Source organism: Mycobacterium riyadhense (assembly GCF_963853645.1).
Taxonomy (GTDB): Bacteria; Actinomycetota; Actinomycetes; order Mycobacteriales; family Mycobacteriaceae; genus Mycobacterium; species Mycobacterium riyadhense.
The window spans coordinates 1-14,921 of sequence record NZ_OY970457.1; the positions used below are offsets into that span (position 1 = coordinate 1).

The following is a 14,921-nucleotide window of genomic DNA, read 5'->3' on the forward strand; positions in this document are numbered from 1 at the left end:
CCACCACCGGCGCCGGCGCCGGCGGGGCTGGTGGTGCCGGCGGAACCGGCGGGGACGCCGGCGCGGCCGGAACCGGCGGAACCGGCGGCGCCGCCGGCACTGCTGGCGGCGGCGGCGCTGGTGGTGACGGCGGGGTCGGCGGCACCGGATACGCCGACAGCTACACCGGCGGTGCCGGTGGCGCCGGCGGGGCCGGCGGGCAAGGTGGGGCTGCCGGCGCTGGCGGCACCAACGGCGCCGGCGGGGCCGGTGGTAACGGCGGATCCGGCGGTGTCGGGGGTGCGGGCACCACCGGCGAGTTCGGCGGCTACGGCGGCCAAGGCGGTGACGGCGGCAACGGCGGAGACGCCGGGGCCGGCACCGGCAACGGCGCGGGCGGCGGTAACGCCGGCAACGGCGGGGCCGGTGGCCAGGGCGGTACCGCCGGCGCGGGCACCACCACCACCGCCGGCGGCACCGGCGGTAACGGCGGCGCGGGCGGCGCCGGCGGCACTGGGGGCGCCGCCTCCGGGGCCGGCACCGGCGGCGCCGGCGGCGCCGGCGGCACCGGCGGTCAGGGCGGTGACGGCGGTGACGGCAATGATGGCGCCACCGGCACCGGCGCCACCGGTGGGGCCGGTATCGGTGGCGGTGATGGCGGGGCCGGCGGTACCGGCGGGGCCGCCGGCGCCGGCGGGGCCGGCGGCCCTGGTGGCGGCAGCGTGGGCGTCAACGGCGGCGGCGGTACCGGCGGCAAGGGCGGTACCGGTGGCCAAGGCGGCGACGGCGGTGTCGGCGCTGATGGTGTGCTGGCCGGCTTTGACGGCGGCGCCGGCGGTGCTGGGGGTGCCGGCGGTCACGGTGGTGGCGGTGGGAGCGGTATCGGTGGTAGCGGCGGCGGCCACGGCGGCGCCGGTGGTAGCGGCGGTGCTGCGGGCAGCGGCGGCACCGGCGGCCAGGCCGGCGGCATTGGCGATGCCGGCGGTGCTGGCGGTCATGGTGGTACCGGTGGGGCCGGCGGTGTGGGTGGGGCCGGCACCGACGGGGGTGACGGCGGCGCCGGTGGTGACGCCGCCACCGGCGGCACCGGTGGTGACGGCGGCGCCGGTGCTGGCGCCTTCGCTGATGGCGGCAAGGGCGGCACCGGCGGCACCGGTGGTAGCGGCGGGGCCGGCGGCGCCGGCAACGGCGGCGGTAACGGCGGCACCGGCGGCGCCGGCAACAACGGCGGCAACGGCGGTACCGGCGGTACCGCCTCAGGCGGCACCGGCGGCGATGCCGGCACCGGCGGCAACGGCGGTAGCGGCGGCGACGGCGGTGATGCCTCCAGCGGCGCGGGCACCGGCGGCCACGGCGGCACCGCCGGCGACGGTGGTGACGGCGGGGCCGCCGGCACCGGCAACAGTGACGGCACCGGCGGTGCCGGCGGTGACGGCGGTGTCGGCGGCACCGGCGGTAATACCTCAGGCAGCGGCGACGGTGGGGCCGGCGGTACCGGCGGTAACGGCGGCGTCGGCACCGACGTCGGCAACGGCGCCGGTGGGGCCGGCGGGGCCGGCGGCACCGGCGGTAATACCTCAGGCAGCGGTAACGCCGGTGACGGCGGCGCCGGCGGCATAGGCGGCGCCGGCGGCAGCGGCCAACTCACCGGTGGTGGCGCCGGCAAGGGCGGCGATGGCGGCACCGGCGGCACCGCCACCGGCGCCGGCAACGCCGGTGACGGCGGCACCGGCGGTAACGGCGGTGACGGCGGTGACGCCAACACCACCGGCGGCGCCGGCGGGACCGGAGGAACCGGCGGTGCCGGCGGCAGCGCCGCCGGCACCGGTCACGCCGGTGATGGCGGCGCCGGCGGCAGCGGCGGCGCCGGTGGCGGCTTTGTGACCAGCGCTGCCGGCAAGGGCGGTGATGGCGGCGCCGGCGGGACCGGCGGCACCTCGTCTGGCAGCGGTAACGCCGGTGACGGCGGGGCCGGCGGGCACGGCGGCACCGGCGCCGCCACCGCGGTGGCCAGCGACGGCGGCAACGGCGGGGCCGCCGGGGCCGGCGGCAACGCCACCGGCGGCGGCAACGCCGGCAACGGCGGCACCGGCGGCAACGGCGGGACCGGCGCCGACGGCGCCGGCGCGGGAGCCCACGGCGGTAACGGCGGCAACGGCGGGGCCGCCGGTGCCGCCGGCACCGCCACCAGCGGCGGCGCCAACGGTGCTGCGGGCACCGGCGGTAACGGCGGGGCCGGCGGCAACGCCACCGCAGGCATTAACGGCGGCAACGGCGGCAACGGCGGCAACGGCGGCAACGGAGGGGCCGGCAACGGCGGAACCGCCGGCAACGGCGGCAACGGCGGCAACGGCGCCAACGGCGGAGCGGGAGCCCACGGCGGCAACGGCGGCAACGGCGGAGCCGCCGGCACCGCCGGAACCGCCACCGGCGGCAACGGCGGCAACGGCGGCAACGGCGGCGCAGGCATCGATGGCACCGACGCCGCCAGCGGCACCGGCGACAACGGCACCGACGGCACCAACGGCGGCAACGGAGGCAACGGCGGCACCGGCGGTGATGGCAACGGCGGAACCGCCGGCAACGGCGGCAAAGGCGGCAACGGCGCCAACGGAGGCAACGGCGGGGCCGGCGGCAGCGGCGCCGACGGCAGCAGCACCACCGGCGGCACCGGCGGCAACGGCAACCCCGGCGGCAACGGCGGCAACGCCGGCAACGGCGGCCTTGCCGGTGCCGGCGGAGCCGCCGGCACCGGCAACGGCGGCAGCGCTGGGGCCGCTGGCTCCGGTGGCAACGGCGGCGCCGGCGGTGACGGTGGTGGTGGCGGCGGCGGCGGCACTGGTGCCGGCGGCGCTACGGCTGGCTGGAACGGCGGCAACGCCGCCAACGGCGGCAATGGCGGTAACGGCGGCGCCGGGGCCGACAGCGTTGGCGGCGGACCAGCGGGCGACGGCGGCAAGGGTGGTGCTGGCGGCGACGGCGGTGCCGCCGGTAACGGCGGCACCGGTACCTTCCTCGGCACCGGCGGCAACGGCGGCAGCGCCGGTAATGGCGGCAGTGGCGGCAGTGGCGGCAGCGGCGGCGACGGCGGTGGCACCGCCGCTGACGGCGGCAACGGCGGTAACGGCGGCGACGGCGGTAACGGCGGCGGCAGCGGCGAGCAAGGCGGTGCCGGCAGCGGCGGCGGCAGCGGCGGCGACGGCGGCAACGGCGGCACCGGCAACGGCACCAACGGCGGGGCAGGCGGCAAGGGCGGCAACGGCGGCACCGGCGGCGACGGCGCCGACGGCGTCCAGGGTTTCCTGACCGGCTGGAGCGGCGGCTCCGCCGGCAATGGCGGCGCGGGCGGCAATGGCGGTAACGGCGGCGCCGCCATCGGCAGCGGCGTCGGCGGAACCGGCGGATCGGCCGGCGCAGGTGGCCCTGGAGGTACCGGCGGCACCGGCGGCGACGGCAACCTTGGCGACGGCGGAACCGGCGGCGCCGCCGGCGCCGGCGGCTCTGGAGGCATCGGCGGGACTGGCGGCGCCGGCAACGGCACCAACGCCGGGGCCGGCGGTGCGGGCGGCCCCGGCGGCTCCGGAGGTACCGGCGGGAAAGCCGGCGGGAATGGCGCGTTCGGGCCCGGTACCGCTGCTACCGGCGGCGCTGGGGGCACCGGCGGCACCGGCGGCGCCGGCGGCACCGGTACCAATGGCGGCATTGGCGGCGCTGGGGCCACCGGCGGCACCGGCGGAAACGGCGGCCCCGGCGGCGACAACCGCGGCGGGACCGGCGCTAACGGTGGCAACGGCGCCAACGGCGGCGACGGCGGCGACGGCGGCGACGGCGGCGGCGGCGGCGATGGCGGCACCGGTGGCACCGGTGGGACAGGCGGGAGCGGCGGTACCGGCACCAGCGGCGACGGTAGCGCTGGCAGCAGCGGCACCACGGGCGCAACCGGGCAGCATGGGTCGTGACGATTCACCTTCGAAGGGGTCGGTTGGCTAGCGATTACTGCGGTACCGTCGGCAAATCATGTCCCCGACTCGCCCGGGGGTGCGTTGCTATGACCCTTATGCTGCAGGCATGAAACGCCAGCTGGCGGGATCGGCGTCGAAACTGTGCAGGGCACTGGGCCGACTCGCACTACACTGCTGCGCGGCAGCCAAGCGCCAAGAGAGAGTGGGTGAGACGTAGTGGGTTTGCAGATCGACCCCGAGGTGCTCTGCGAGATGGCGGCGCAGCCGGGCACCTCGGCCGCGCCGGAACCACCACCGGCCGGAGATGTGACGGCACGGCGAGCGATCACCCGCCAGGTATTCGCAGAATTGGTACCAACCCTGCCGGCCATTGCTGGGGTGAAGGTGCGCCGCTACACCCTCGACACCGACGATGGGGCCGCGCTGACGTTGAGCTGGTTCTACGGGACACAAACAGCGTCTCCCGGCAGTGCGGTGCTCTACTTGCACGGCGGCGGGATGATTGTCGGATTACACGAATTTGGCGGCCTCTACGACTGGTTGGCCGCGCGCTACGTCGCCGAATCCACTGTGCCTATGCTGCTCGTCGACTATCGGATCGCCCCTGAATATCCACACCCGGTTCCGGTGGAGGATTGCTATGCCGCGCTTCAGTGGCTGGCAGCCCACGCCGATGAACTCGGTGTTGATCCAGCGCGGGTGGCCGTGATGGGAGACAGCGCCGGTGGTGGGCTTAGCGCCGCGGTGTGCCTGCTGGCACGAGACCGCGGCGGTCCCGCAATCGCGCTGCAGCTGTTGATCTACCCGATGCTCGATGACCGGACAACGCTGCCGGACCCAGAGCTAGCGCCGACGGCCATCTGGAGCTACGACGACAACATCACCGGCTGGCAAGCCTTGCTGGGTGAGCATGCCGGCAGCGAGAGCGTCAGCGCCTACGCCGCCGCAGCGCGCGCGGCCGATCTCTCCCTGCTGCCTCCCGCCTACATCGACGTGGGTGACCTCGACATTTTCCGCGACGAGGACCTCGCCTACGCGCGCCGCCTGGCTCGGGCCGGTGTCACAACCGAAGTGCACGTGCATCCCGGGTGTCCACACGTATTCGACATTCTGGCTCCCAACACCGCGGTGTCGCGGCGCGTCATCGCCGATCGTGTCCGTCGCCTACGCGGTCTGTAAAAGGGACCGCCATCGGCTCCCCTTGCTATATCAGGCAGGATCTGAGCCTCGCCGACCTTGGATCGCCTGGGTCAGCTGTTCGACCACCGCGGACAGGGTCGCCGAGCACGCCGTGGTCGGCTATCTCGAAGAGAGATGCCTATTGGTCCTTTGTTTACCGCGACGATGATCACAGACGTCCGCATGCCCGGCGCGGTGCGGGATCGCCCCGCGACCCCAGCACGATGTAGAACTGGGGCAACACCGAGCTTGCCGGTCTGGCTCACCTGGAACTGGCCGGGGTAATAGGCGGAATCGACCGTCGCACGGAACACCCCTACCGCGGCGTCCTGTCAGCACGCGGTGGGGCTTCTCGGTGGATTTGATACGCGACCCCCTTTGAGATGGACCGCAGCGGGACTGGGCAAGCGTCGCCACGCTATCGCCTTTGAGGCGATCAGCGTCACCGGGCGTGTTGGATTGTGGGTGTGGTGGCGTGGGTTTTGTGGGTGTTGGTTGTGGTTGGTGACTGTGGGTGGGGGTTGGGGTTGTGGTGTTGTACAGGTGTTGGGCGTGGCGGGGGGGTGGGGGTGGTGGTCGCGCAGATGGTGCGCTGAAATGCGCGGGCTGGGGTGGTGGGGGTCGTAGGGTGTGTTCGTCGTTGTCGGTGGCTGTGGGCTGCGCGTCATCGGGCCGGTATCGGCCCGGGGGCGGTGGCCGGTCTGGTGGGAGGGTTGTCATGTCGTCGTTTGTGGTGGTGTCCCCGCAGGTGGTGTTGGCGGCGGCGGCGGATTTGTCGGTGTTGGGGTCGACGATCAGTGCGGCCAGCGCGGCGGCGGCAAGCGCGACGACAGCGGTGGCTAGTGCGGCACAGGATGAGGTGTCGGCGGCGATCGCGGGGTTGTTTTCTGAGCATGGGCGCCAGTATCAGGTGTTGGCGGGGCGGGTGGCGGGGTTTCATGAGCAGTTCAGCGCGGTGTTGGCCGCCAGCGCGGGGGGGTATGCGGGCGCGGAGGCTTCCGCGGCGCAGAGCCTGCTGGATGCGGTGAACGCCTCGAGTGTGGCGGTGACGGGGCGGGCGTTGATCGGCAACGGCGCCAACGGGGCCAGTGGTGGGGTGGGTCAGGCCGGTGGTGATGGCGGCTGGTTGTTCGGTAGCGGCGGCAATGGGGGTAGTAGCAGTGATGCGGGCACACCCGGGGGTGCGGGCGGGTCGGCGGGGTTGATCGGCAACGGCGGCAATGGTGGGACCGGGGGGGCCGGCGGGGTTGGGGGGGCCGGGGGGCGCGGTGGCTGGGTGTGGGGTTCGGGTGGGGCCGGTGGGGCCGGGGGCAGCGTGACCACGAGCGGGGGTAGTGGGGGTGCGGGTGGGGCCGGTGGGTATGCCCCGTTGTGGGGTCATGGCGGTGCGGGTGGGGCTGGCGGGGCCGGGGGTAACGGGTTTGGTGGGGCCGGTGGGGCCGGTGGGCGCGGCGGGGTGGTCTATGGCGCCGGTGGGGCTGGTGGGGCCGGCGGGGCCGGGGATGCCACCAGCGGTGGTGGTGGGGCCGGTGGGGCCGGTGGAGCGGCCCCGTTGTGGGGTGGCGGTGGTGACGGGGGCGCCGGCGGGGTGGGTGGCGGCGATGGGGGGCACGGCGGTGCCGGGGGCCGGCTGTTGGGTGGTGGAGGCGCCGGCGGCGACGGTGGGGTGATCGGTGGGGCCGGGGCCACCGGCGGCGCCGGTGGTGATGGTGGCGCGGCGGGAGTGTTGGGGGCTGGGGGGGCCGGCGGGGCCGGCGGGGCCAATACCGGCGGGGTCGGCGGTGTTGGTGGGGGTGGTGGTGAGGGTGGGCGTGGTGGCTGGCTGTACGGCAATGGTGGGGTCGGTGGTGGTGGCGGGGGTGCGGATCTGGTCACCGGGGCCGGCGGGGCCGGCGGGGCCGGTGGGGCCGCGGTGGTGTGGGGGGCCGGCGGGGTCGGCGGGGCCGGTGGTGGTGGTGGGGGGATCGGCGGGGCCGGCGGGCGCGGTGGGCTGGTGTATGGGCCGGGCGGGGCCGGCGGTGGCGGTGGGGACGCCGGGGGTGCGGGGGCCTCCGGCGGTGCGGGTGGCGGTGGTGGGGGTGCGGGGTTGATCGGGTCGGGTGGGGCCGGTGGGGCCGGGGGGTCTGACCTGGACGGGGCCGGCGGGGCCGGCGGGCAGGGCGGGCAGGGCGGATTGCTGTACGGCCCGGGCGGGGCCGGCGGCGCTGGCGGCGCCGGTGGCGCGGGCGGGGCCTCTGGTGGGGCCGGTGGTCGTGGTGGGGCCGCGGGGTTGATCGGGGCCGGGGGGGCCGGCGGGGCCGGAGGAGCTGATCTGGACGGCACCGGCGGTGCCGGCGGCCGCGGCGGGCACGGCGGCTGGCTGTACGGCAACGGCGGGGCCGGCGGCACCGGCGGTGTCGGGGATACGGGCAGCGGCAGCGGGGGTAGTGGTGGGGCCGGTGGGGCCGGTGGGGACGCGGGATTGTTCGGTGATGGCGGTAACGGTGGCCGCGGCGGCGCCGGCGCCACCGGCGGGGGCGGCGGCACCGGTGGGGCCGGCGCGGTCTTGATCGGCGATGGCGGCGCCGGGGGGGCCGGGGGGGCCGGTAACGGCATCGATGGTGCCGGCGGGGCCGGCGGCGCCGGCGGTAACACCACCCTGATCGGGTCCGGGGGGGCCGGTGGTGGGGGCGGCGGCTACGGCGGTGACGGCGGCCGCGGCGGCGATGCCGGGCTGTTGATCGGTAACGGCGGTGCCGGGGGTGTCGGGGCGGCCGGCTACGACGGGACCACCGGGACCGCCGGCGGGGCCGGTGGGGACGGCGCGAACGGTGGGGATGGCGGGGCCGGCGGGGCCGCGGGGTTGATCGGGCTCGGCGGCCACGGCGGGGCCGGCGGCACCGGCGGGATCGGCGGGGCCGGCGGTGACGCTACGACCGCGGGTGGGGCCGGTGGGGACGGCGGCACCGGCGGTACCGGTGGGGCCGGGGGTGCCGGGGGTAAAGCGGTGATCGGGATCGCCGGTAACGGCGGCACCGCCGGTAACGGCGGCACCGGCGGGGCTGGTGGGGCCGGTGGGGCCGGTGCCAGCAGCGACGGCGGTGACGGCGGTAACGGCGGCACCGGCGGGGTCGCGGGTGCTGGGGGGGCGGCCGGGGCCGGGTGGGGCGCCCACACCGGCAGCGCCGGTGTCGGTGGCACCGGCGGGGCCGGTGGTAACGGCGGGACCGGGGATAACGGCGCGGCCGGCGCGACCGCGGCCACCGGCGGTGACGGCTACGCGGGTGGGGCCGGCGGTGCTGGCGGGGCGGGTGGGGCGGCCGGGGCCGGCGGCACCAACGGTAACGGCGGCACCGGCGGCAGCGGCGGGGCCGGCGGGGCCGGCGGTGGCGGCGGGGCCGGTAACAACAGCAACGGCGGGGCCGGCGGTACCGGCGGGGTTGGCGGGGCCGCGGGCAATGGTGGGGCGGCCGGCACCGGCACCGGTAGCGCGGGTGTCGCCGGTAACGCCGGTGTCGGCGGCCAAGGCGGGGCTGGTGGTGATGGCGGGACCGGGGATAACGGTGCGGCCGGCGCGGCCGCGGCCACCGGCGGTGACGGCTACGCGGGCGGGGCCGGCGGGGCTGGCGGGGCGGGTGGGGCGGCCGGGGCCGGCGGCACCAACGGTAACGGCGGCACCGGCGGTAACGGCGCCACCGGCGGTGTCGGCGGCAACGGCGGTGACGGCGTCAACAGCAACGGCGGTAACGGCGGTACCGGCGGGGCTGGCGGCAACGCGGGCAATGGTGGGGCCGCCGGCAGCGGTACCGGTAGCGCGGGTGTCGCCGGCAACGCCGGTGTCGGCGGCACCGGCGGGGCTGGCGGTAACGGCGGGACCGGGGATAACGGCGCGGCCGGCGCGGCCGCGGCCACCGGCGGTGACGGCTACGCGGGTGGGGCCGGCGGGGCTGGCGGGGCCGGTGGGGCCGCCGGGGCCGGCGGCACCAACGGCAACGGCGGCACCGGCGGTAACGGCGCCACCGGCGGTGTCGGAGGCAACGGCGGCAACGGCGCCAACAGCAACGGCGGTAACGGCGGCACCGGCGGGGTCGGCGGGGCCGCCGGTGATGGTGGGGCCGCCGGCACCGGCACCGGCAGCGCCGGTGTCGCCGGCAATGCCGGTGTCGGCGGCACCGGCGGGGCTGGTGGTGATGGCGGGACCGGCGATAACGGCGCGGCCGGGGCCACCGCGGCCACCGGCGGTGACGGCTACAACGGCGGTAACGGCGGGGTTGGTGGTGCTGGCGGGGCCGCCGGGGCCGGCGGCACCAACGGCAACGGCGGCCAAGGCGGCAACGGCGCCGCCGCCGGCAACGGCGGCACCGGCGGTAACGGTGACACCAGCGCCGGCGGCAACGGCGGGGCCGGCGGGGCCGGCGGGCTCGGCGGTAACGGTGGGGCCGCGGGCGCCGGCACCGGTGCTGCAGGCAGCGCGGGCAATGGTGGGGCCGGTGGCAATGCCGGCGCCGGTGGTAAGGGCGGGGCCGGTGATGACAACACCACCCTGGGCGGCGCCGGTTACGCCGGCGGGGCCGGCGGGGCCGGTGGGGCCGGCGGGGCCGGCGGCAACAGCGCCGGCGGTATCAACGGCAGCGGCGGTAACGGCGGGGCCGGCGGGCAAGGCGGCGCCGGCGGTAACGCCGCCGACGGCGACACCACCGGCGCCGGCGCCGGCGGGGCTGGTGGTGCCGGCGGAACCGGCGGGGACGCCGGCGCGGCCGGAACCGGCGGAACCGGCGGCGCCGCCGGCACTGCTGGCGGCGGCGGCGCTGGTGGTGACGGCGGGGTCGGCGGCACCGGATACGCCGACAGCTACAGCGGCGGCGCGGGTGGTGTGGGTGGGGCCGGTGGTGACGGCGGGTCCGCCGGCGCCGGCGGCACCAACGGTGCCGGTGGGCAAGGCGGTAACGGCGGCGACGGCGGGCAGGGCGGCGCCGCCACCGCGGGCGAGTTCGGCGGCTACGGCGGCCAAGGCGGCGCAGGTGGCGGCGGCGGTAACGCCGGCGCCGGCGCCGGCGGCGGCGCCAACGGCGGAGGCGGCGGCAACGGCGGCACCGGCGGACAGGGCGCCAACGGCGGCGATGGCAGCGGCACCGCCGGCGGCGACGGCGGTCACGGCGGTACCGGAGGCGACGCCGGCGCCGGAGGCGCGGCATCCGGTAGCGGTACCGCCGGCAGCGCCGGTGTGGGCGGTAACGGCGGGGCCGGCGGCAACGGCGGGACCGGTGGTGCCGGCAGCGACGGCGCCACCGGCACCGCGGGCAGCGATGGCTTCAACGGCGGGGCCGGCGGCACCGGCGGCGATGGCGGGGCGGCGAACGGCGGGACCGCCGGCAGCGGCGGCGCCGGCGGTAACGGGGCCAAGGCCGGCAACGGTGGCGCCGGCGGCAACGGCACTGACGGCAGCAGCTCCACCAGCGGTGCCGCCGGCGGTGATGGTACTGCCGGCGGTGACGGCGGTAACGGCGGCACTGGCGGCGCAGCCGGTGCCGGTGGGGCCGCCGGCAGCGGTGGCGGCGGCAGCGCGGGCGCCAACGGCACCGCCGGCAACGGCGGCACCGGCGGCGATGGCGGCGATGGCGGGGCCGGCGGCACCGGCGGCACGGCTACCACCGAGTCCGGTGCCGGCTACTCCGGGGGCAACGGTGGCGCGGCTGGCGCTGGCGGCGCCGGCGGCGCTGGTGGCGCCGGTATCGGCGGGGCCGGCGGCGGCAACGGTGGGGCCGGCGGCAACGGCGGTACCGGTGGCGCCGCGGGCGGTGGCGGCGACATCGGCTCAGGCAACGGCGACGGTGGTGACGGCGGCACCGGCGGTGTTGGCGGCCAAGGTGGGGACGGTGGTCAAGGCGGAACCGGCGGGGGCTCTGGTGGTGTCGGCGGCACCGGCGGCGTCGGCGGAGACGGCGGCGGCGGCGGCGTCGGCAACGGGTTCACCGCTTTCGGCGGGACTGGCGGTACCTCTGGTGGCGGCGGTAAGGGCGGGGCTGGCGGTGTCGGGGGCAGCAGCGGCGGCGCTGGGGGTAATGGTGGGGCTGGCGGCAACGCTGGTAACGGTGGCACTGGCGGTGGTAGCTCCACCGGCACCGGCGGGGCCGGCGGCGGCACCGGCACCGGCGGGGACGGCGGTGCCGGCGGTGACGGCGGCAGCGGCGACGGGACCGGCGGCGGCGGCGGCAACGGCGGCAGCGGCGGCACGGCCGGCGCCGGCGGCACCAACCTTGACACCGGCCAAGTGGGCCTCCTCGGTGGCGCGGGCGGCGACGCCGGCGGCGGCGGGGCCGGCGGCGCCGGCGGGGCCGGCACCGGCAGCGGCGCCAGCGGTAACGGCGGTGCCGGCGGTGCCGGCGGCACCGGCGGCACCGGCGGCGGCGCCGCTTTTGCTGACGGTGCCGCGGGCGGTAACGGCGGCACCGGCGGCACCGGCGGTGCCGGGGGCACCGGAGGCAGCACCGACGGTAACGGCGGGGCCGGCGGCGCCGGCGGTGCCGGGGGTGTCGGCGGCAACTCCTCCAACGGCGAAACCACGGGCAACGGCGGCACCGGCGGCGACGGGGGTAATGGTGGCGCCGGAGGCGCCGCCTCCGGAGTCGGCGTGGCCGGCGACGGCGGCACCGGCGGCGCCGGTGGTGACGGCGGCATCAACACCGGCGGCACCGGAACCGGGGCCGGCGGCGACGGCGGCGACGGCGGCACCGGCGGCACCGGCGGTGACGCCGCCAGCACCGGGACCAACGGCAACGGCGGCCAAGGTGGCGACGGCGGTAACGGCGGCAACGGCAGCGATAACACGGCCATCAGCGGCGGCGACGCAGAGGGCGGATCAAACGGCGGCAGGGGCGGGCAGGGAGGCACCGGCGGCGCGGCAGGCACCGGCGGCAGTGGTGGCAGCTCCGGCAACGGCGGCGACGGCGGTACCGGCGGCGACGGCGGCGACGGCGGTACCGGCGGCACCGGCGGGGACGCCGGGCACTCCGATGGCTATGCCGGCGGCGCCGGCGGCCAGGGGGGTCAGGGGGGCGACGGGGGTGCCCCAGGCGGCACCGACGCAACCGGAGGTAGCGGCGGCAAGGGAGGCACCGGGGGCACCGGGGGCACCGGCGGCACCGGCGTGTCCGATGGTGATACTTTCGGCACCGGCGGTGATGCAGGCGATGGTGGCACTGGCGGGCAGGGGGGGGCAGGGGGCCAGGCCAACGGCGGGGTCGCCGGCAGTGGAGGCGAGGGCGGCAACGGCGGTACCGGCGGCAACGGCGGTCAGGGCAGCGCCGGCGTGGACGGCGCAAACATCGGCGGCGGCGGCGGCGGTGCCGCCGGCAACGGTGGAACGGGCGGGCAGGGGGGCTCGGGAGGTGCGGCCAGCGGCGGTGGTACCGGCGGCACCGGCGGCACCGGCGGTACCGGCGGCGCCGCCGGTAGCGGTGGCGACGGCGGCCAAGGCGGTGAAGGCAGCGACGGGAGCCAAAGCACCGACACTGACGGCACTCCTGGAGGCAACGGCGCCACCGGTGGCACGGGTGGCGCCGGTGGGCAAGGAGGTGCGGGAGGCGCGGTCAGCGGCGGTGGAACCGCCGGCAGCGGTGGCCAGGGCGGCGACGGGGGTGCCGCTGGCAAAGGCGGCCAAGGCGGCCAAGGCGGCCAAGCCAGCAGCGCAACAGGAAGTCAAGGCGGGTCCGGCGGCAACGGCGGCGACGGCGGCACCGGCGGCGCGGCGGCGGCGGGCGGCGCTGCCGGGACCGGCGGCGGCGGTAGCGCCGGTGCCAGCGGCACCGGTGGGGCCGGCGGCACCGGTGGGGCCGGCGGCACCGGCGGCACGGGTTACGGCCCGAGCTCAAGTGCTATAGGCGTCGATGGCACCGTCGGTGGCGACGGCGGACAGGGAGGCAAAGGCGGCGCCGGCGGCGCAGGCATCAACGGTACCGGCGGTGGCGACGGCGGGCAGGGCGGCGAGGGCGGCACTGGCGGCACCGGTGGAGCCGGGGGCATCGGCAACTCCGGTGACGGCGGGGCCGGTGGCGGTGGCGGTGGCGGTGGCACCGGTGGAGCCGGCGGCAACGGCACCGATGGCGGAGCAGGTGCCGCCGGCGGCACAGGTGGGGCCGGCGGCGACGGCGGCAGCGGCGGCGCGAGTGGCTTGGGTACCGCACAAGCCGGAAACGGTGGCAACGCTGGCGCCGGCGGTGACGGCGGTGCTGGTGGCAACGGCAGCGGCGCCAGTAACGGCGGTAACGGCGGTAATGGCGGTCCTGGTGGCACGGCTGGTGAAGGCGCGATTAACCAAGAAACCGGCGACGGTGGCGATGGCGGCGCCGGCTCCAATGGCGGCCGTGGCGGTGACGGTGGCAGTGGTGGCAGTAATGGCGGCGCCGGGGGCAACGGCGGCAACGGCGGCGACGGCAGCGCCGGCGGCACCGGCGGCGAAGCGACCTTCATTACCGATAGTGATTCCGCGTACGGCGGCAACGGCGGCACCGCCGGCAATGGTGGCGTCGGCGGCAACGGTGGTACCGGCAACGGCAGCGGCAACGGCGGCAGCGGCGGCAATGGTGGCGCCGGCGGCGACGGTGGCACCCCAGGCTTCTCCTTCACTGAGGGGACCGGCAGGAATGGCGTTGTCGGCGGCGCCGGGGGCGACGGCGGGACCGGCGGCGGCGCCACGGGAGATGGCAACGGCGGCGATGGGGGCAGCGGTGGTAACGCCGGCAACGGCAGTGCGGGTTCCTCCAACAGCAAGGACGACATCGATGATGTAGGCGGAGCCAGCGGCAATGGAGGCGACGGCGGCACCGCAGGTACCGGCGGCGCGGGCGGCGACGCCTCGGGCGGCGGTGTTGGCGGCAAAGGCGGCAGCGGCGGCAACGGCGGTAACGGCGGCGACGGCGGATCCTCGACCGGCGGTCATAGCAACTCTGACGGCGGAAACGGCGGTAACGGCACCGACGGCGGTACCGGCGGCAATGGCGGCAGCGGCGGTGGCGGCGGTGACGGTGGTAGCGGCGGGACCGGGGGCCAAGGGGGGTCCGGCGGCACTGGGCTAGAATCCGATGGCGCCGCCGGCAGTAACGGCAGCGCGGGCGCCGACGGGCAGCACGGGTAACGGAGATGTTGGTTGTTGGTCGCTGACGACGGACGATATCGATCAAGCCGCCGCCGGCGGCAGCGGCAGTAACGGCGGTGCTGGTGGTGGCTCAGAAAATAGCGATGCCGGCAAGGGCGGCACCGGCGGTGGCGGCGTAATCGGCGGTGTTGGTGCCCAGAACGACGACGGGTCAGGGCGGCACCGGCGGAGCCGGGGGCACCGGCGGTGACTCCTCGAACGGCAGCACGGCCCTGGAAGGCCTCTGGCTGTACCGGCGGACTCGGCGGCCAAGGCGCCGTCGGCGGCAACGCCGGCAACGCCTCTTCTGTCGGCGGGCATCGGCGATGACAGGGGCGACGGCGGTACCGTCGATCGACCGACTGAACAAGGCGGCGCCGGCGGTAACGCCGGTAACGGCGGTAACTTCGGTGGTGGCGGCGACGGAGGTACCGGCGGTGGCGGCGGCCACTCCACGGGCAGCGGTGGCGGCCAAGACCGCCGATCGCCAGATCCTGGGCACCATCAACGATTTGGCGTTCACCATCGAACACGTCATAGCAGCCGCTGGCGGATTGGCCCGCTGCGACATCGACGCGCTGCACCGCACCATCAACAGCATCACCGGCTACATTCCACCGATCAATCTGATCACCGCCAACCATCAAGGCCAGCGGTAACAACTGTCCTGCTGCCTGGGGGCGTAGCGG

6 protein-coding genes and 1 pseudogene are annotated in these 14,921 nt (G+C 77.4%); 6 read left to right on the top strand and 1 reads right to left on the bottom strand.

Annotated features, from left to right (window positions below):
• On the top strand, positions 1 to 3,938 hold a 3,938-nt coding region (locus AADZ78_RS27170; protein WP_341343643.1), incomplete at its 5' end, for a hypothetical protein.
• 219 nt (positions 3,939 to 4,157) lie between these two features.
• Positions 4,158 to 5,120 (top strand): alpha/beta hydrolase, encoded by a 963-nt coding sequence (locus AADZ78_RS27175; protein WP_239655419.1) that lies wholly within the window; start codon positions 4,158 to 4,160, stop codon positions 5,118 to 5,120.
• Between the two features lie 30 nt (positions 5,121 to 5,150).
• Here the strand turns inward: AADZ78_RS27175 and AADZ78_RS27180 are convergent.
• Positions 5,151 to 5,446 (bottom strand): annotated as a pseudogene (locus AADZ78_RS27180) (electron transfer flavoprotein subunit alpha/FixB family protein); the annotation flags it as partial.
• A 392-nt stretch (positions 5,447 to 5,838) separates the two neighbouring features.
• Between AADZ78_RS27180 and AADZ78_RS27185 the strand changes: the two are divergent.
• From AADZ78_RS27185 to AADZ78_RS27200, 4 genes are read left to right on the top strand one after another with little or no spacing between them, the layout of a single operon-like run.
• Positions 5,839 to 14,232: a PE family protein gene (locus AADZ78_RS27185; RefSeq protein WP_341343644.1), complete on the top strand. Its 8,394-nt coding sequence runs from the start codon at positions 5,839 to 5,841 to the stop codon at positions 14,230 to 14,232.
• Positions 14,180 to 14,443, top strand: coding sequence for a hypothetical protein (locus AADZ78_RS27190; protein WP_085251641.1), 264 nt, complete (start codon positions 14,180 to 14,182; stop codon positions 14,441 to 14,443). Before AADZ78_RS27185 ends, AADZ78_RS27190 begins: the two co-directional genes overlap by 53 nt.
• Positions 14,440 to 14,562, top strand: coding sequence for a hypothetical protein (locus tag AADZ78_RS27195; protein WP_275580498.1), 123 nt, complete (start codon positions 14,440 to 14,442; stop codon positions 14,560 to 14,562). The genes AADZ78_RS27190 and AADZ78_RS27195 overlap by 4 nt, the downstream gene beginning before the upstream one ends.
• Positions 14,559 to 14,891 (top strand): hypothetical protein, encoded by a 333-nt coding sequence (locus tag AADZ78_RS27200; RefSeq protein ID WP_239655411.1) that lies wholly within the window; start codon positions 14,559 to 14,561, stop codon positions 14,889 to 14,891. Before AADZ78_RS27195 ends, AADZ78_RS27200 begins: the two co-directional genes overlap by 4 nt.
• Positions 14,892 to 14,921 lie beyond the last annotated feature (30 nt).